The 16,958-nt window shown below is 26.7% G+C and carries 23 protein-coding genes; 3 read left to right on the top strand and 20 right to left on the bottom strand.

The annotated features are described in order from the left end of the window. Nucleotides 1-111: 111 nt before the first annotated feature. Nucleotides 112-396 (bottom strand): Bro-N domain-containing protein, encoded by a 285-nt coding sequence (locus KGF41_RS14605; RefSeq protein ID WP_227856893.1) that lies wholly within the window; start codon nucleotides 394-396, stop codon nucleotides 112-114. Between the two features lie 254 nt (nucleotides 397-650). Here KGF41_RS14605 and KGF41_RS14600 point away from each other — a divergent pair, with 254 nt between their 5' ends. Further along, nucleotides 651-1,112, top strand: coding sequence for a helix-turn-helix domain-containing protein (locus KGF41_RS14600; RefSeq protein ID WP_227856892.1), 462 nt, complete (start codon nucleotides 651-653; stop codon nucleotides 1,110-1,112). A gap of 120 nt (nucleotides 1,113-1,232) precedes the next feature. On the opposite strand, the gene KGF41_RS14595 is transcribed toward KGF41_RS14600, so the two are convergent. The 3 genes from KGF41_RS14595 to KGF41_RS14585 form a co-directional block, all read right to left on the bottom strand. Continuing rightward, nucleotides 1,233-1,733 carry a hypothetical protein gene (locus KGF41_RS14595; RefSeq protein WP_227856891.1) on the bottom strand — a complete coding sequence of 167 codons (501 nt, stop codon included), beginning with the start codon at nucleotides 1,731-1,733 and terminating at the stop codon, nucleotides 1,233-1,235. Between the two features lie 39 nt (nucleotides 1,734-1,772). Next, nucleotides 1,773-2,873: a zinc ribbon domain-containing protein gene (locus KGF41_RS14590; protein ID WP_227856890.1), complete on the bottom strand. Its 1,101-nt coding sequence runs from the start codon at nucleotides 2,871-2,873 to the stop codon at nucleotides 1,773-1,775. Nucleotides 2,874-3,131: 258 nt separating this feature from the next. Then, nucleotides 3,132-3,470 carry a hypothetical protein gene (locus KGF41_RS14585; RefSeq protein WP_227856889.1) on the bottom strand — a complete coding sequence of 113 codons (339 nt, stop codon included), beginning with the start codon at nucleotides 3,468-3,470 and terminating at the stop codon, nucleotides 3,132-3,134. A gap of 272 nt (nucleotides 3,471-3,742) precedes the next feature. Here KGF41_RS14585 and KGF41_RS14580 point away from each other — a divergent pair, with 272 nt between their 5' ends. Then, the gene (locus tag KGF41_RS14580; RefSeq protein WP_227856888.1) at nucleotides 3,743-4,480 is read left to right on the top strand and encodes a helix-turn-helix transcriptional regulator; all 738 of its coding nucleotides are present in this window, start codon (nucleotides 3,743-3,745) and stop codon (nucleotides 4,478-4,480) included. A 131-nt stretch (nucleotides 4,481-4,611) separates the two neighbouring features. On the opposite strand, the gene KGF41_RS14575 is transcribed toward KGF41_RS14580, so the two are convergent. From KGF41_RS14575 to KGF41_RS14565, 3 genes are all read right to left on the bottom strand, one after another. Then, the gene (locus tag KGF41_RS14575; RefSeq protein WP_227856887.1) at nucleotides 4,612-4,950 is read right to left on the bottom strand and encodes a hypothetical protein; all 339 of its coding nucleotides are present in this window, start codon (nucleotides 4,948-4,950) and stop codon (nucleotides 4,612-4,614) included. Between the two features lie 14 nt (nucleotides 4,951-4,964). After that, complete coding sequence (locus KGF41_RS14570) at nucleotides 4,965-5,723, bottom strand: BRO family protein (RefSeq protein ID WP_227856886.1); 759 nt, start codon at nucleotides 5,721-5,723, stop codon at nucleotides 4,965-4,967. A 122-nt stretch (nucleotides 5,724-5,845) separates the two neighbouring features. Next, entirely contained in the window at nucleotides 5,846-6,016 is a 171-nt protein-coding gene (locus KGF41_RS14565) for a RepB family protein (RefSeq protein ID WP_227856885.1), read from the bottom strand. A 309-nt stretch (nucleotides 6,017-6,325) separates the two neighbouring features. Between KGF41_RS14565 and KGF41_RS14560 the strand changes: the two genes are divergently transcribed. Further along, a complete protein-coding gene (locus tag KGF41_RS14560) occupies nucleotides 6,326-7,087 on the top strand; it encodes a helix-turn-helix domain-containing protein (RefSeq protein ID WP_227856884.1) in 762 nt (253 codons plus the stop codon). Nucleotides 7,088-7,578: 491 nt separating this feature from the next. Here the strand turns inward: KGF41_RS14560 and KGF41_RS14555 are convergent, their stop codons facing one another. The 13 genes from KGF41_RS14555 to KGF41_RS14495 form a co-directional block, all read right to left on the bottom strand. After that, nucleotides 7,579-7,938, bottom strand: coding sequence for a hypothetical protein (locus KGF41_RS14555; RefSeq protein ID WP_227856883.1), 360 nt, complete (start codon nucleotides 7,936-7,938; stop codon nucleotides 7,579-7,581). A 232-nt stretch (nucleotides 7,939-8,170) separates the two neighbouring features. Next, nucleotides 8,171-8,875 (bottom strand): LytR/AlgR family response regulator transcription factor, encoded by a 705-nt coding sequence (locus KGF41_RS14550; protein WP_227856882.1) that lies wholly within the window; start codon nucleotides 8,873-8,875, stop codon nucleotides 8,171-8,173. Between the two features lie 291 nt (nucleotides 8,876-9,166). Continuing rightward, on the bottom strand, nucleotides 9,167-9,904 hold the full coding sequence (locus tag KGF41_RS14545; protein WP_227856881.1) for a BRO family protein: 738 nt from the start codon (nucleotides 9,902-9,904) through the stop codon (nucleotides 9,167-9,169). A 129-nt stretch (nucleotides 9,905-10,033) separates the two neighbouring features. Beyond that, nucleotides 10,034-10,828, bottom strand: coding sequence for a hypothetical protein (locus tag KGF41_RS14540; protein WP_227856880.1), 795 nt, complete (start codon nucleotides 10,826-10,828; stop codon nucleotides 10,034-10,036). A 221-nt stretch (nucleotides 10,829-11,049) separates the two neighbouring features. Continuing rightward, nucleotides 11,050-11,484 carry a hypothetical protein gene (locus tag KGF41_RS14535; RefSeq protein WP_227856879.1) on the bottom strand — a complete coding sequence of 145 codons (435 nt, stop codon included), beginning with the start codon at nucleotides 11,482-11,484 and terminating at the stop codon, nucleotides 11,050-11,052. Further along, on the bottom strand, nucleotides 11,485-11,934 hold the full coding sequence (locus KGF41_RS14530) for a hypothetical protein (protein ID WP_227856878.1): 450 nt from the start codon (nucleotides 11,932-11,934) through the stop codon (nucleotides 11,485-11,487). 29 nt (nucleotides 11,935-11,963) lie between these two features. Further along, complete coding sequence (locus KGF41_RS14525; RefSeq protein ID WP_227856877.1) at nucleotides 11,964-12,254, bottom strand: hypothetical protein; 291 nt, start codon at nucleotides 12,252-12,254, stop codon at nucleotides 11,964-11,966. A 13-nt stretch (nucleotides 12,255-12,267) separates the two neighbouring features. After that, a complete protein-coding gene (locus KGF41_RS14520) occupies nucleotides 12,268-13,071 on the bottom strand; it encodes a phage tail domain-containing protein (RefSeq protein ID WP_227856876.1) in 804 nt (267 codons plus the stop codon). Between the two features lie 80 nt (nucleotides 13,072-13,151). After that, nucleotides 13,152-13,967, bottom strand: coding sequence for a hypothetical protein (locus KGF41_RS14515; protein ID WP_227856875.1), 816 nt, complete (start codon nucleotides 13,965-13,967; stop codon nucleotides 13,152-13,154). Between the two features lie 41 nt (nucleotides 13,968-14,008). Continuing rightward, nucleotides 14,009-14,812, bottom strand: a complete 804-nt coding sequence (locus tag KGF41_RS14510) for a hypothetical protein (RefSeq protein WP_227856874.1) — start codon at nucleotides 14,810-14,812, stop codon at nucleotides 14,009-14,011. A gap of 2 nt (nucleotides 14,813-14,814) precedes the next feature. Further along, the gene (locus KGF41_RS14505; RefSeq protein WP_227856873.1) at nucleotides 14,815-15,309 is read right to left on the bottom strand and encodes a hypothetical protein; all 495 of its coding nucleotides are present in this window, start codon (nucleotides 15,307-15,309) and stop codon (nucleotides 14,815-14,817) included. Between the two features lie 14 nt (nucleotides 15,310-15,323). After that, nucleotides 15,324-16,316, bottom strand: a complete 993-nt coding sequence (locus tag KGF41_RS14500; RefSeq protein WP_227856872.1) for a hypothetical protein — start codon at nucleotides 16,314-16,316, stop codon at nucleotides 15,324-15,326. Next, the gene (locus KGF41_RS14495; RefSeq protein ID WP_227856871.1) at nucleotides 16,309-16,944 is read right to left on the bottom strand and encodes a hypothetical protein; all 636 of its coding nucleotides are present in this window, start codon (nucleotides 16,942-16,944) and stop codon (nucleotides 16,309-16,311) included. The genes KGF41_RS14500 and KGF41_RS14495 overlap by 8 nt, the downstream gene beginning before the upstream one ends. Nucleotides 16,945-16,958: the final 14 nt, after the last annotated feature.

The raw sequence follows: 16,958 nt of genomic DNA, 5'->3' as shown, positions 1-16,958 counted from the left end.
CCATTTTAGGAATGTGCTATCCATTTCTAATACTTCTTTATAGTTTTCAAAAGAAAATAATGCATAATGAAATAAAGTTGGTATTTCAATATGTGTCCACTATGGACACGCTTATATTTTTTTGAAGTTACTAAATACAACATCTAAATTTATTTGATTATTTATATTCACTTCCAAAGTTTTAGTTTTACTTTGTGGGTGAGGTATGTGGTGTTTCACCACCCACTTACAATGTTGTTTAATTGCATTTGTTGTGTCCTTATACCCAAGAGCTTTTGCAATATCTGTTGCGACAAAATAGGGTTCATTTTCAATCTCAACTGTTCTTATTTCTCCAAACAATTCATTGTTGAAGCTTATTACTCTTTTTTCATCTTCTCTATTAATTATTTCCATAATTAATACCTCCTTATAGTTTTTTATAAGGAAATGGTATATAATATTATTAATATAGGATTATATACCTAAGGGGCTATTCAATCTTGGCGGGGAGAATAGCCCCTTTATTCCCTTTGTAAACAACATTTAGTTGCAATATATCATCTATTTGTTGTTTATAATTACATATTATACCATCTATTTGTTGTTGTCAATGTTTTTTTATTTACTTTAACAACTAATAGTTGTATAATTATGTTAGAGGTGATTAAATGAATTCAATTTCAGAAAAACTAAAATACTTACGAGATTTAAAAAAACTCACACAAAAGGAAGTAGCAAATAGTATTGGTGTCACAACAAGTGCATATGGATTTTATGAGCAAGGGAAAAGAACACCTTCTCCAGAATTGATAGTTAAATTAGCTGAATACTTTAATGTCACTACAGACTATTTATTAGGTTATACAAAAACTAGTTATTCAGTCAATGCAAATATACCTGAAATTCCATCAATCATATGTGAAGATAATTCTAATTATGATATAATTGAGAAATCTAAAAATAATAAAGAAGAGTTTACAGACAACTTAGATATATTTCTTGATTCACTTGATATTGATGAGGAAGTAAAATATATGGCTAAACTTTATGTAAAATTAGATACAGAAGACAAGAAAGCTATAAAAAGAATGATGGAAAATGCCTATAAACAACTAAAAGAGGATGATTAACCTATACCTCTTTTTTGTAATGCAGTAGCCTAATGTTGGAATTTCAATATATGTCCAATGTGGAAGTCCTTTTGTTTTACATAAAAAAAGACAGCCTGTATTCGACTGTCTTGATGTTTCTTAATCTATATGAAATTTATAATCTTTTAATGAATCATGACTATTACTGTCAAACACATGGAAAGTACCTGATACATCTTTTAAATCAGTTGCATAATTCTTATCACTAAAATACAAATAGTCTGTGGCTTTCTTCTTAGATGTAAGTTCTATATTCATCATAGTATCTTCCATAGTATCTCCAACAGATACAGTTCTTTCTTGTATTGTTATATCTTTCTCTGACTTATTTTCAACATATATTATATATGCAGCTCCATTATAGTCATTATCTCTTCTTCCAAGAACACTCAATTTCATAAAATCATCATCAATTAAAACTAATTCCTTATCAAATTTTTCTTCCTTAACTTCAGGAGTTTCTTCTAATGTAGCATAACCTTCACCTTCTACAACTTGACTATTCTCCCCTGTCCCAAAACTAGAAACATCATCATTCTTACATCCAATTAACCCTAATGTACATATGCTTATTCCAATCAACAATATTTTCTTATACATGGTATGCTCTCCCTATTTTAATATAATCTATTTATTTGATTAATTATCTTCATCTAATGATTCCACTTGAACTCCATACATAGCTACATATCCTCGAAATTCAAACATTTCACTTTTAAATTTTTCTAAATCATCTTGGGAATTAGATTTTTTATATGAATTAGCGTATTTAATCATATTGTCATAGGAAGTTTTAGTTACTGTAAAATATTCCAACCCATTATTTACTTTTTCATCATTTTTGAATTTTTCCTTATTATTTTCTATATCACTTACATCAATGTGTTTGTCAGTATAAAAATCAGGTATAATTTTTTTAACTTTTTCATAAAGATTCTCATCTAAAGGGTCTATATCGTTAGGAATAGAATCTGAAATAATTTTATACTCTTTCATGACTTTACTAATCTTTTCAATCATGGTTTCTGAAGTAGATTTGGCCTTGTTTAATTCACTATTTGATTTTATTGAATTCTCTAAAGCTCTATAATTTGATAGAAATTCGTCTGTTTTAGCATTATTACTAGCAGAATAATCTACATAACTCCCACTTGGCTCAGTTGCAAAACTATGAAAATCTGTATATGAATTATAGAATTTTTCTATTGTACTCAAAATATCATTTAAATCCTCACTACCTTCAGGAACAGATTTCAATTTACTATATATTTTTAGAAGTTCATCATCATATTTTTTTGACTTCTCTATTTCATCACCTTTATCCAACATTGCAGCGAAAATAGCAGCATCAATATTAGAACCATGTTTCTTTTCATAAATATTTTCTTTCCAATAAGTTTGAATAGTGTCAGAAATATCTTCTAAATTAGCCCCTGCTACATAACTTTTTTCTTGAAAATCCTTAATAGTCATTATATATTTTGCTCTAGCTTCTTGTTGTTTTTTTTCCTTGATATTAATACTGGTAAAAATACCCACTATAACTACTAATATTATACCAGCAAAAATATAAATATACTTTTTATTTATTGGTGTCTTTTTCCTTATTACAGTCTTTTCATCTACTTTTTTACCACACTTAGAACAAAAAAGTTGTCCCTCTGATAACTTTTCTCCACAGGAAGTACAAAATTTAGTACTATCATTTTCCTGTGATACTTTGTTTTCATCTTCACTCATATAAAAATCCCCCCTATAAGATATATCATAAGCTTACAGTAGATTTACTGTCCCTCAAAGCTTATTCTACTAACAATATAATTATAGCAGGAAATATGTAGAATTGCCTCTACTAATTGTATATATTTGTAAAATAAAGAATTATAGGTAAAAATCTTTTAGATGTATGTTTGTCATACATCTGTCATCGTTGATATATCTAACATCTATATCTTTTTATATTTTTTATTTTCATAATTTACTCCACAATATATCTCATCAATGCACTTGTCTAAATAACCAATCCATAGTCCTTCTAAAACCTATCTCTGCCTTCAACTTATATATCTCTTCAAAGTCATCTTCTATATTAACACATCTATTCAATAAGTCCATATACCTACATATGACATCAATAGAAACTCTCTCAAAGAACAATTCATTTTCAATTATGTATCTCACATTCTTCAAATTATAATCCCTTACATTATCTAAGAACTTCTTAATCTTAAATGATAAACAAATGTCTTGCTTTACAAACCTTATCATTTCAATTCTTTGCTCATTTCTTTCTAAAGCATTCCCCTGAAACCTTCCCATAGTCTTGATTATACTCATACCCAGTCTCCTTATATTAACATTTGTATTTTTTATAAGAAGTTGATATAATCAAATTAGTTTTGTTGATGATTATATCAACTCTTTAAAAGGTTCTACCACTCGCCAAAGTCTGTAGAGCCTTTTTGTATCACCCATACGCTTTCATACATTCGTTGTAATATTGTGTGATTATATTATAATACCATTTTTTACTATTTTCAACCTTTTTGTAGGAATAATTTTTACAAATGTATGATTTTGTTGTATAATTAATATAAGGAGTGATACAAATGGATAAAAGTAACATAGGAAAAAATATAAAAAGATATAGGCTTTTAAATGGTTGGACTCAAGAAGAATTGGCAAATGAATCAGGTCTTTCAAAAAATGCTATATATAATTATGAAAATGAAAAAAGAATTCCAAATATGACTATTCTAAAGAAAATTTGTGATGCACTAAATATAAACTATAATGATATTATGAGCGAAGATTTGGACAACAGTAAATTTTTAGAAGGCATTTCATTTGGCAAAGATTTGTTATCTGAAAATCCAAATGATGCTTCTATACATAGCTTCTTAGGTCTAACATATAGTCTCTTAAAAGAATATGATAAATCTATTGAACATTATTTAAAATCTATTGAATTAGATTATAAATCTATTGAAACTTATGTTGCATTAGGAGATGTATTTATTGAAATGAATGAATATGATAAAGCTGTTGTATATTATAATAAAGCTATAGAGCTAGATGATAAATGTATAAAAGCTTATACTAGAAGAGAGTTTATATTCAATAATGTACCAAAGTATAGTTTATTAATAAGGGATACTATAGAATCATCAAATAATGTACAGGATTCTGAAATTATTGAAGTCCAAAAAATAAAACATTTTGATATCGAAAAGGACAATCTTCTAAATACACTATATTCAAAGTCTCAAGAACTGAATACTGATGAATTAGAAGCTATTATTAATATTGTAAATGTTTTTAATAAACAAAAAGAAGAGGATGATTAATATATACCTCTTTTTTTGTAATTATACTAGCCCAACGTTGAAATTCCAACAAGTGTCCACAGTGGAAACACTTTTATTCTATCATAAAAAAGACAGCTATATGAGCTGCCTTAATATTTTTAACTTCTCCATCAATATGTTTGTCTAACAAAATAATCTATAGTTCTTCTGAATCCATTCTCTGCTTTTAATATATAGGCTTCTTCAAATCTACATTCTATATTTTCATACTTATTCAATGTATCCATATATCTACATATCATATCAACAGAAATCCTTTCAAAAAATAATTCGTTTTCTATTATGTATCTCACATTCTTCAAATTATAATCTTTTACATTATCTAAAAATCTTTTAATTATAATCATCAAATTACTACTGTCTTTTATATCCCTTATCATCTGAACTCTTTTTGCATTTCTCTGCAATATATCCCCATCGAATTTATGAACTGTTTTAATTATACACATAAACAGTCACCATCCTAATTGTTCCAAGTATATACATCGTCCATACTCTCTATGCCATCTATCATAGCATGAACCTCATTAAACTTAGCAATAGGTATGTCTTCCCATTTCTCAACATCGTACATCGAAAATAATCTTGTAACTATGGTTCTATAATCATAGTTATAAGCATTTACATTATATCCTTTTAATTCTGATAGCTTTATCTTTAGCAATTTTGATAACATTCTTGTGTTCTTAGCTTTGAATCCTATCATATTTTTCATTTCTTGGAATTGTTCATCTTGCTTCTTATATTTCTTATCTAATTTATCTTCTATTTGATTAAATCTAGTATCTATTTTCTTATCGTTTTCTATTGCAACTTGTTTAATCCCAGCAAGTATACCATTAAATATCATTGGAGCTACTCTTTCTTCTAAATTATTTATATCATATGAACCAGTTTGTCTTATACTTGGCAAAACTTCTTTTGTAACCCAATTTTTAAATTTTTTAGCTGTTTCTAACTTACTTCCAAATATCAGAGAATAAAGTCCACTTTCATTTATTAGTGCAGTTTGAGTTTTAACCATGTTCCCATTTTGGGAATGTGCTATCATTTCAAATATTTTATCATCATTATCAACATGATTTGAAACAGCCTTACTAGAATTAGCATAACCTAATGCTATAGCTACATCTTTACCCACAAACCAAATTTCATTATCTATCTCTATTGTTCTTATTTCTCCAAAATCATTATTTTTAAATATTTGTAAATTATTCATCATACAAAATCCTCCTCAAAATTGATTGTAAGAAGTATCACTCTATGATAGAATATTTCATAGAGAATAACTTCTTGTATAAAGTAGTCCATTTGCTTTGGTCGGTGCGTGGGCTACTTTTTATTTTATTTTTGTAAAAGTAAATGGATTCCCTGACGTATAGCCTCTGCTTTTGTAAGGTTATTTTTTTTGCAGTATTCCTCTAGTTTTTCATTAGTTTCATTATCCACTCTAACCTTAATATCGTTTGTCTTAGGACTTCCAACAACAGGTCTTCCCATTTTTTTTGGACTCATATCATCACCTCACTTTTGAGTTCCATAATTGGATTATATAATTTTGGAACTCAAAAGTCAATATATTATCCAGATTTTTCTAATTATTTTTTTAATTAATCAATTTGAGGAATTTCATATATTATCAATCTCAAACAAAACCTCTATCAACCTAAAAATAATATTATACTAAAATCAAGACAACATATGATAACATTCGTATACTTTTTGTTATCTTAATTTTAGTATAATAGCACTATGTCAAAATGTCAACAAAATATATACATTTGTTGTCATTTATGTTACACTTATGAAAAAGGAGCTGATATTATGGGTGTTGGAGAGAATATAAAAACGTTTAGAAAAGATAAAATGATGACTCAGGAACAATTAGCTGAAAAAGCTGGAATATCAAGGGTTGCATTAGGCAATTATGAAAGAGAAGAAAGAGTTCCTAGTTTAGAAATTCTTGAAAAGTTAGCTGTAGCTCTAGATACATCTACACATACTATTATAAATTTAAATATTTTAAGTCTAGAAGATATTTATGATATAAAAATAATACAAAATGAATATGTTCCATTAACATCAATGCAAAAAAAGAAAATAAAAGATTCTTTGGAATCTTACTCCTTAGAAATGAATATAGACACTATTTGTAATATTTATGATGATTTTTCTACTAAAAATCTGTATATGTCAAGAGCTTTTATGTATACTCTATTAAATAGATTTGAAGAAGCATTAGATGATTATAATAATGCAATTAGTTTAGACAGGAATTTTTCTCAAGCATACTTAAAGAGGGGTGAACTTTACAGCTTTCTTGGATTTAAAGATAAAGCAAAGAAAGACTTTAATAAATATATTGAAATACATTTTGGTGATAACGATAAATTTATGGTTGATAGTGATGAGGAATATGATATAGTAGAAAAGGCTGAAAAGAAGATAAACAAACAGTTTATTAAGAATAAATTTAAAAATAGCCCGTCATTATACAATAAAATAGACCTACTAAATGATGATTGTCTAGACTTAATCTCCAATCTAGTAGATAAACTAATGCAAGATAAAAACAACCTAAAATAAGTATCTCAACAGCCAGAGATGCTTATTTTTATTTATAATATATAGACATAATTATACCTGTCATACATCTGTCATCATTGAAATTACTAGCTTATATTAAAATAATTTTAAATCGACCACTATATAGTTTATAATAAATATATAATATAAACTGGAGGTATCTCATGAAAAAGAAATCCTTATCTGATTTAGCATTAATAATTTCAGTAATATCAATGATATTAGTAATTTTAGAATTATTAAATATAATTAAAATACCATTAATAGTTATAACCTTATTATTCATAACCCTATTAAGTATCATGACATGGATAAATTATAAAAATAATAAAAAGATACAAATGTTTATTGGAATTTTAATACTTATCATATTTATTATTTTTATAATTCATAATTTGCTTTTTAATAATATGTAATGTAAATACTACATTTCTTCAATAAAAAGAGACAATCAATTAAGATTGTCTCTAATATTTATAAATTTAATTATTTTAATGCTTTTTTCTAACTAAATAATCCATAGTTCTCCTAAACCCATTCTTTGCCTTTAATCTATATGCATATTTAAAATCATTTACATCACCAAATTTATTTATGTATTTATTTATTGTATTAATTGAAACTCTTTCATAAAACAATTCATTTTCTATTATGTATTGTGCATCTTGTAAATTGCATTCATTTATATTTTCAAAAAGATGTTCAATTTTAGTTAATAAATTAATATCTTGCTTCGTATGTTCAATCATCTCAACTCTTTGCTCATTCTTCTCTAATATATTTCCTTGAAATATTTCAGATGATTTAATTATACCCATACTTTTCACAAAATCTTTTTTTAATTTTTGCATATACGTCATCCCCCTATAAAATGTACTTCAAAATACTAAATAATCTTAAAACCTATCTTTAATAATTTCTTGATAAGTTTCTCTTTTAAATAGGATACGTATCTTTTAATTACATAATAATTTCTTTTCAATAGAAAATCAAGTGAAAAGGAATGAACGCATAGGAAAACGGTATAAACGCAATTTTAAGAATAATTCATTGCATTTTACAATCAGAAATGATTTATTTTATTCACAGTTTACTGCATAAAAAAGAAGTAAACCTCTTTTTGAAATTGTTATATTTTCTATAAGAAATTGTTGCTTTTATCTTTCTATCACCTAAAATCACTTCTTTATGGTTATAATGTCTAACCTCTAATAAATTTATTAAAAAACTCTTATGACATCTAAAGAAAATTTTACTAGGAAGGCTCTCTTCGATTTCTTTAATTTTAGTAACAGTAAAAAAACTTTCAGTTTGAGTGTGAACTTTCACATACTTACCCAAACTCTCTACGCATACTATTTCTTCTAATTTTATTACTTTTTTTTCATTTTTTATTTTGAATTCTATCAGTTTTTTTTCTTCAGACTTCTCAACAAAATACTTTAACATTATCTTTTCAAATTCATCATAACCTATAGGTTTTATTAAATAGCCAAAAGCTCTAACATCATAACCTTGTGTAGCATACGATGTAAAAGCTGTTGCAAATATTATAACAACATCTTTGTCTATTTTTCTTATTTCTTTTGCTGTTTCTAATCCATTCATACCTTTAAATTCTATGTCCATAAAAATTATATCTGCTTTAGTATAGTTTTTTATTAATTCTTCTCCACTCTTGAAGGAAATAATTTCATATTCAATATCTTCTTTTAAAAAAACTTCTATATATTCAAACATTATATTTCTTTGAATCTCTTCGTCTTCACATATAACTATTTTAAACATAATAATACCCCCATATTGCTATAAAGTTCAAACAAGTCTTTCCGGAATTATTATTTGTTATACAAATTCTAACACTTTTTCTAAATAATTAAAATGGAAAAATATGTAATAATATGTTATTTATTTTTGTTTTTTATCATTTTATTTGTTTTTTATAAATTTGTATATAATATTTTCTATTCTACAAATATAATAAGATTAGTGACTCTTGTTTTATTTAAAAATCTATAAGAGTTACTAATCTTATTATATTTATGTCATATTTCCAAAATCCCCAACTGTGGGGATTTTCTAATTTTTCCAGGTGCATATATCATCTATTTCTTCTAAAGTGTCAATCAAAGCATGAACTTCATTAAATTTAGACACAGGTATGTCTTCCCATTTAGACACATTATACCTTGAAAAAATCTTAGTGGTCGTACTTCTATAATCATAGTCATTTGCATTAACATTATAACCTTTAATGTAAGATAATTTTAACTTTAATAATTTTGATAACATAGCTATATTCTTAGACCTAAATCCAATTAGATTTTTTACCTCATTAATCTTTTCATCCATTCTATTTTTTATCTGATTAAATCTAGTATCTATTTTCTTATCGTTTTCTATTGATAATTGTTCAAATCCTGCTAACATACCATTTAACATGATTGGTATTAATACATCTTTTATATTGTCATGATTCATACTATATGAACCAGTTTTATGGATAGATGGCAATACTTCATCAGTTACCCAGTCTTGAAATCTTTCAGCCTCTTCTTTTCTTGATTTAAATATTAACTTATATACTCCGCTTTCTGTAAGAAATTTCTCTCCTGCATTATTTAATTTTCGGATATGCATATTGTGCATATCTGAATTAGTCAACTTAACTACCTGATTATCATTAAATTTTCTAATACTGCTGTTAACATCTGAAATCTCTAAGCACTCTGCTACGTGTTTTGGATTAAATAAAATCTTTCCTTCAAACTCAAATACTTCAACTTCTTTCCCTTCAAACATCATTAAATTATTCATATATCAGTCTCCTTTTTAATTTTATTTAGTTTCAGAGATTAGAATAACAATGATATTAGACTAATCTCTCTAGTCTTATTATTTAATTATCAATGCTACTTTGGAAGTGACTATTTGTCACATCTAAATCTAACAAACTTTTTCTTCTATAACAGAAACCCATTCATTTTTTAACTCTTGCACGTCATTTTCAAATAATTTACATACTATCTCATAAAGCTGAGGAATCATATTCATTTCTCTATCTATATAATCTATTTTATTCCTAATTTTAGGTCTAATATCACAATTATTAATTCTTCTCTTCAAATCCAAATGATATTTTTTCTCAAATTCGTCATATAACAAATTCCATCTTTTACTAAAATTTCTAGGTTCTACTTTATATTTAACTATCTGATTAATCCTCTGTCTTTTCTCTGCTAAACTTATATCTTCAACTAATCCAACTATTACATTTTCTTTATGGACAACTTCTGTTTCTAATTGTTTGATTTTTTCTCTCTTTTCTTTTAGTTCTGTAGCCAGTTTTATAATTGTATCTGGATTAGATAGTATTTCTTCTATCTTTGTATCAGTCATATAAGCTCCATGCTTACGAATAGTTGGAATTACATCTGTAGCTAACCATTTTTGAAATTTTAATGCTGCTTCATTTTTAGCCTTCATTCCTAACATATAGAAAAGTGATTCTGGTATGTAATCATCTTTCCCAACAAGTTGGGAAAATCCAAATTCCTCTAAATATGAATTAATTGTTTCCCATCTTACATAGGCTTTATTATTTTTTTCTTGATACCAACCAAATCCAATCGCTGTATCTTCAGCGTTAATACCTATACTTCCATCTTCATAACTTATAGTCCTAACATTTACCCCTAGCTCTTCATTTGAAAATACTTCATTTCTTTTTTCTTTGCTCATACACACATCTCCCTTTTTATAAAATTTAACCAATACTTTTCATATTATTAATAGTTATTTTGTATTTTATTTAGTTGTTGGCGTCAATAAAACAATTTATACATTAAAAATATGATTAGCATATTAATTCTCTATTTTTAAATAATATCATACTTTTTCATCTTTTACAATATATTTCCAAATTTTATTTATTTTAAGAAAATGTGCATATGAATTTTATACTATTCTACTGGCACTCCTAATCCATTCATAGTTGATTTAAAACATTTAGGTATCTTAGTCCTTACTTTAGCTTCACTTTCACTCATTATATTTGTCTTAGGTCTAAATTTAGGTTCTTCTCTAGTACTACCATGAGTCCAAACACTACCACCTTCAAATCCATACATAGGAAAGAAATGACCACCTGCAAGTGGACTCCATCCTCCATTATCTTTTATCTCAGATGCAACAGAATTTGCAGTAATTTCAGCTATTTCAGAAGCATCTAATAAATCTCCTGTTCTTTCATAAACATTTGGAATAAAACTTCCATAAGCCTGTTTGACTACCTCTTCTTTCATGATTTCCTTCATTTCTTCTCCAACTTCAGGCATAGATGCAGCAATCTTAACTTTAGTATAAGCAACTAATTCATCTAATGATTTAAATACCACTTAATTCACTACCTTATCTTTGATATTATTCATCTTTTCAATTTCCCCAGTTTCTTTGAGTACTCTATCTTGTAATATTTCATTTTTTAACTGACCTAACTTGACCTCAGTATTCATTAATAAAGATGCAGTTAATTCATTTTCTATTTGACCAATGTAATACATCACAGTTTCTAATTCACTAGATACTTCACCATTTATTAAATCTTCTATTTCAATATTTAATTCTATGTTAGTCAATTTATCAATCAACATTTTAAGAATATCTTCTTGAGACAATGCTAAATCTGGATTTTCCATACCAGCCCATATTTTATTTAATATCTCTTCTTTAGTTTTCTTATCAGGATTTCTAACTTCTATATATTCTTCTTTTCCATTCTCATCTATAAATGGTATTATTGCTCTTATCTCATCTTTCATTAATTTGTCTACTTGTATTTTATTCATATTACCATTCTCCCTTTATTCTGTATTTATTAAATATTACCTATCTCACATATTTTATTTTCTATCGTGAAGTAAACAGTTCCATTAAAAATAGAGAATTTAAAATTTCCTATTGGTTTACAAGTCTCACATAGATATTTAAAATATTCCATACCCTCAATTACCTTATCCTTACGAATTCTAACATTAATAAATTCATCATTACTTTGACACTTTACATCCTTAATGATAAGTCCATATTTATCTACTTTACTAGAGCATAAATCTTTTATGTTTTCTAGTTCCTTATATTCATCAACGCTCAATTCTAAAATTTTCACATCTATCTCTCCCTTATTTTATTATTGGATATTTACACTTAATAGAAACTTTACAGTTTCCAGTAAACTTCAATATATTTACACCTCTTCTTAACCTAATCCACTTTCTATTAACAATATTAAATCTACTCTCTCCACTGTCGTTTAAAACAGTATAGTACAAATTATCTATTGTTATTTTTTCGTTTAATTTCAATCCAGTTATAACTAAACTATCTTCTTCATTATCACTTATAGTAGAATTTCTAATAGTTATATCTCCTTCTTCAAGACATTCAACATCTATAACTGGAGAATATTCTTCATCTACATTTGATGTATTGTTTAGTTTAATTTCCCTTGTATCCTTGACAGTTATCACTTTTTGAAAGTTCTTATAAGCATAATTTGTGTATGGCTGAAACTCTATTTCTAGGATTCCTCGTTTTGATTTATCGTACTTCTTTATTATCTTTCTTGCTTTAAGATAATAGATTTCTTCTATATTATCAAAGGATATAAATGGTTTAAATTCTCTCTGCCAGAACCAATTACATATGTTTTCTAGCGTATAGTCATCCCATTCATAAGCCTCTCCATGTTCACTACATAGACAGAATTGTAGTGTTATGGGTTCAATAGTAGTTTCATCCTCTGAGTAACAAGGATTTTTGTTAAAAGTATTATCAGATTTAATTGCTTCTTCATAAGGCAAACCATATTCATTTAATATTTCATCATCGCCTAGTGTAACAAGTTTAATATTCATGGATTCACTTGATATGTTGTCAAATAAAAACTTATCATCTAAAAATACCAATTTATCACCTTCTTTCATTTTTTTACGTTTAAATCCGATTAAAATTATATTTAAACGTAAAAAAATAACCCCTACTCAATTAAGAGTAGGGAATTACACTATTTTTTAGATTTAGGTTCTTGTTCGTCCACTAATTCTGCTCCAAGCATAGAAGCCATTTTAGCTTGACTAACATTTTCATTTCCAACAAATGCAAATGTAGCATATTCTTTATTTTCATCTGGTAGTATATCTAATGTCATATTAAATCCAGATGGATTTTCAGCAGTAAGATTTAACTCTATACTTCTTTGTGCTTTAGCATTTGGAATAGTTAAGTATAAAACCATAAATTCTCCATCAGCAGTTTTAACTAATACATCAGCCTCAACTCTATAGTTTGGAGCTGTAGATTCTTCTTTAATCTTTATTACTTTTGCCTTTGGTAATTCATCTAAGTAAAATATTGCTACCTTATCTCCTGCATTAAAATCAGCAGTAGATATTGTCAGTTCTGTATTTGAACCTGTTACCGCTGAAGTAAACTGTAACTTCTTAACTAATGATATACCATCTTTCTCAACACTATAAACAGATATACTACTAGCAACTGGTTTTACATTTTCTAAGGTTACCTTCTTAGTACTATCAGATGTTAATACTTTTCTTTTTCCAACTTTAGCAGATTCTTCAACCATGTCAGAAGCTAATAGCATTGCCAGTTGTGGCATTTGTATTACCTCTTGTTCAAGTGCTAAACTTGCTGTTATTGCTCCATCAAACGCTATTGTATTTGCACCTTTAGCTTTTGCATATACACTTTCTGAATCTAATTTAAAGTTAAAAGCATTTAAATCTGCTGTATAGAATAATGGCTCTCCACTTACTCTATTTTTTACTATTATATTACTTGCATCTTTTATCGCAAATCTCATTATTTTATCATCCTCTCATTTTTTGCATAAAAACAACACTGTCATTTAACAGTGCTAGTTTGTATCTTTATTTCTTTAGACCAATGTTTCATCTTATTTGCATCAACTTGATACTTAAAAGACCATGCATAGCCTAAGTTTTCATCATAATTCTTAAATTGTATCTTAGTCTTATAAGCATTAATCAATTGCCAATAAGTCATTTTTAATACTTCACCTATTGGTACATATCCATCTATATTTTGGACTACATTCATATAATCACACAGATGATATGCTTCTTTTTCTCTCTTTTTTCTTTCCTTCTCTTTGAAATGCTCAATTAACTTTCTTTCTCTGTCAGAACCAGTATTTTCAACCCATTTATCCTCATCATCTTTAAGTATACTTTTTTTATCAATACAAAACATCTCTAAAATTAAATCTGATACTAAGCCAAAATCCTCTCTACTTATAAAAGCATTATCTTTTTTATCATCAAATTTAATTAAAATTCCTATTTTAATATCATTCATATACTCAATATTTTTAATATCAGCTTTATATAAAATAGACAATGATTTTTTTATTTGCTCACTAATTAAATTAATTGGTTCTAAAGAATCTTTTTTTGATGTCAACATCATTAAATCTAAAATAGGAATTGCATCATATTTACATTTCAAGTCAAATGATTCTTCATTACAGAGCTTAGAATAAGTTTTCTCAAGAATTATAAATGGGTTTACTATTTCCAGATTGGCCATATCTAGTTTAATAAGCTCTTCAACAGTAGGTTGATATATAGTTCCCAATGTGTCACCCAGTTTAATAGGAAGCCCTGTTATATAATAATTTTCTAGCATAATTACATATCACCAAAACTTTCAGCCGATACAGTTATAACAAATCCATTATAATCTGTACTTAAATTATACATTTGATATACATTTTCTAACTTAATCTTACCTATACCAGCTATTTCCTCATTTTGAGTTATAATATCAACTATGCAACACACTAATGCAACATCTCTTAAGCCATTTGCTGTATTTTGGCATTCATCATGACAAACAACACCAATTTCTATCTTTGTTTTTTTAATTTCTCTACTTCCAGTAGTACATGGTCTATACTCTGCCATTATTATAAAGACTGAAATATCTGCTTCTTTTAATACTTTTTCTACTCTTCTATTTAGAAATACCTTCTTGTTTTTAAGCTCTTTAACTGGGTTTTTTATATCAGGCATGGATAAAATATCTTTTTTTGATTCGTTATTATAAATCATAAATTTAGCGAAGTCTTGATTTGACATTAGAGTTGTTCCTATATTTGAAATTAACTTGTTAGGGAAATCCATATAAACTCATATATCTACCCCCTTAATATTATTTTTTTAGTATCTATTATTTCATTAATTTCTTTGTCTTTAGCTAATAGCAATACTTCTAAGCCAGAATACTTAGCTAATGTATTAGCCTGTATGACACATGATTTCTCATCTTGATTAATTATATTACAATATCCGTATTGCTTGTCTAAGAGCCATTCAACTCCTTGAGAATGGTTTATTATGTACTCATTTTCTTCACCTAAGTTTATTATTTCTTCACCCATAATTTTACTAAAAGGAATAATTACACTATCATTTTCAGATAAATCATTCCATGCAACATTATTTATTGTATCATCTTTTGAAATCAAGGCATCTTGTAAACAGATAGCTTTAATAAGACCATCTGACCCTGTTTCTCTGCCATTATACTCGAAGTCATTAATACTAGTAACTCTAAATACTGTTTTACTAGTAAGCATTATTCTAGTATCAATATCTATAGTTTTAGTTATATGATTACTTCCAAAATAAAGCTGTCTTTTCGTATCTGAGATAGAAGTATATTTATTATCAGCCATACCATCAGAATATAAAGTTAAATTTTCAACAGCTATAGGAATTTTGTACATCTGACCTGCATATTTATAATTAAATATCTGATTACATCTCTTAATTATGAAATGCTTATATGTATCCATTTCTTTATGTTCCTTAAATATGGTTAACCAATAACAATTATCAAAAAAAAGATAACAGCCTACATCAACATTTAAATCAGATTCAACTAATAGATTTTTTTCATCTAAAGCTCTTTTATCATTATTGGTTATATCATTAATTGCAACTATATCTCTTTTAGTATCTTCTGTTATACAAACTTCATCTATATCAGTTATTGGTACTTCAATACAGGTTGGTGTTTCTTTTAGATATTTCTTAAAACTTAGTTTCAGTTGCAAGATTCTTTTTTCTTTAGGAGTTGAACATCCTAGTCCAATTCTTTTTTTATAATTACTAATATAACTACTCAATTTTATCCCAACCTTTAAAGCCCTTATATGAATATCTCGTCTTATATTTGGCAAGTTGCTCTCTGATTTGAATTTCTAATGAACAAAGTTTTGCTAACATATTAGCACCAGATTTAGTATTGTAATCTGAGTCCGTTAACATCTGTTTTAAGTTTTCTTCTCTAAGAATCTTAGGTTGAAGCCACCAAATCATCATTCCATAAGCTAATATAATTATTTCATCTAACTGAAGGTCTGAAATTATTTCTCCTAGATATTTACTTTTAAATAAAATTTCTTCCTCTGTTTCTGTTTCAAAGGTTATTATGCAGTCTTCTTCTCTAAACTCTATAGTATAATCTTTATTTATTTCATATTCTTTATTTGTAGATTTACCAATTAAATAAATATCATAATTTTTATTAATTTGATTAACAACATATTCTAATTGATTTATTGGAATTGTAATACATGATTCTTCTTGTCCTATTATAGATAAATCTTTTCTACATTCGTAAAAATCAAATGTAGCTTTTTGAAGATATGAATACATCATTTCCTCAATTATTTCTTCTTCAAGTAACAACATCTCTTCATCATTTATTAGAGAAAGAAATTGTTTATATATATCTTTTACTGGCGTAGCCATATCATCACCACTCT

This window comes from Clostridioides sp. ZZV14-6150 (genome assembly GCF_020657875.1).
Taxonomy (GTDB): Bacteria; Bacillota; Clostridia; order Peptostreptococcales; family Peptostreptococcaceae; genus Clostridioides.
Note: the sequence above shows the minus strand (reverse complement) of the source record. Positions and strands in the feature narration are given on the sequence as shown.